Here is a 479-nt window from a genome sequence, read left to right as displayed (position 1 = left end):
ACGTTATAAATCTAGCCAAAATAGTTAAATCCAACCGCATTCCAAATCCAAAATGCATAAATAAAACTCAAGCAACTCAGTGTAAAAATCACATAGTGTATTTTATAAAACCAATGCAAATCACTCATGCGCAACATGATTGGAAGACTTAGCACTTTCAAAAAGGTCGTGAGAACGATTGCTATCACCAAAGACAGTAGCAGCTTTACCTCTATGGTGGGAAAGCTTGCGTTAAATTGATATTCATCGAACACAATACCGGCATTCATTAAAACGAAGCCCAGCACCGCTGCAAGTATCATACTTGAACTAAAACATGCCAACTTTTCAACTACGCCAAGCCTTTTGCTTTTGCGAGCTCGAACAAAACTGAACAGCAAAGTGGATAGCGATAACAACGAAGATATCGCCAACGCCAAGTTGAAGAAAAGTGGGCTTTGTAAGAAGCTTACTCGTTCATAATCGCCAGACCACATACT

1 protein-coding gene is annotated in these 479 nt (G+C 39.2%); it reads right to left on the bottom strand.

Annotated elements, in window-relative coordinates:
* Positions 1–11 precede the first annotated feature (11 nt).
* Positions 12–479 (bottom strand): hypothetical protein (locus tag I6F28_RS37095; RefSeq protein ID WP_225143944.1); only part of this gene is annotated, 468 nt, incomplete at its 5' end.

Source organism: Bradyrhizobium sp. NBAIM14 (assembly GCF_020193895.1).
Classification (GTDB): Bacteria; Pseudomonadota; Alphaproteobacteria; order Rhizobiales; family Xanthobacteraceae; genus Bradyrhizobium; species Bradyrhizobium yuanmingense.
This window is presented reverse-complemented; position numbering and strand designations above follow the sequence as displayed.